Origin of the sequence: Novosphingobium sediminis, from assembly GCF_007991615.1 — a bacterium.
Lineage (GTDB): Bacteria > Pseudomonadota > Alphaproteobacteria > Sphingomonadales > Sphingomonadaceae > Novosphingobium > Novosphingobium sediminis.
The window spans coordinates 1-555 of record NZ_BJYR01000061.1; the positions used below are offsets into that span (position 1 = coordinate 1).

The window sequence follows — 555 nt, forward strand, 5'->3', positions numbered from 1 at the left end:
CCGGGGTCAGGACATAGAACGGGCACAGATATACGCTAAGCGTCTCTGCGCGCACTTATGGGTCGACTCTATGCGTCGACGACTCCAGCATTCCAAAGGCATCCATCGGACAGTTGTAGCATCGCCTCTCGTCGCAGAGCCGGCATATCGTCAGCGCCGAGACAGCGTCGTCAGACATCTGCGCAAGTATTGTCTCGGCAATACGTTCCAGCACGAGGCGGTCAGCATTCGAGACATGGCTAAGGATTTCGGATAAAGTCTCGTTTCTTCGTTGCAGGATCGCAGATAGGCGAGTCTCGCCTGCCTCAGTGAGCATCAGCGCTACTGCACGACGGTCCCGTAGCGCTTTGGATCGAACGGCGAACCCGGCTGCAACCAATCGATCGACAAGCCGCACCGTCCCCGCGTGGGACAAGCCTAGCACCCGTCCTAATTCGTCGATCGAAAGACCGGTCGCGTGACCGATGACGACGATCGCCGCGGTGGTTTCGCCACCGCCGGGTATCGTCGGGTCGAATGCCGCCTTCTTAATTCGATCGGTGATGCCCACTGCGA

1 protein-coding gene is annotated in these 555 nt (G+C 58.7%); it reads right to left on the reverse strand.

Annotated elements, in window-relative coordinates:
• Nucleotides 1-55: 55 nt before the first annotated feature.
• The coding region (locus tag NSE01_RS21105) for a MarR family winged helix-turn-helix transcriptional regulator (RefSeq protein ID WP_218033319.1) at nt 56-555 on the reverse strand (500 nt) is incomplete at its 5' end.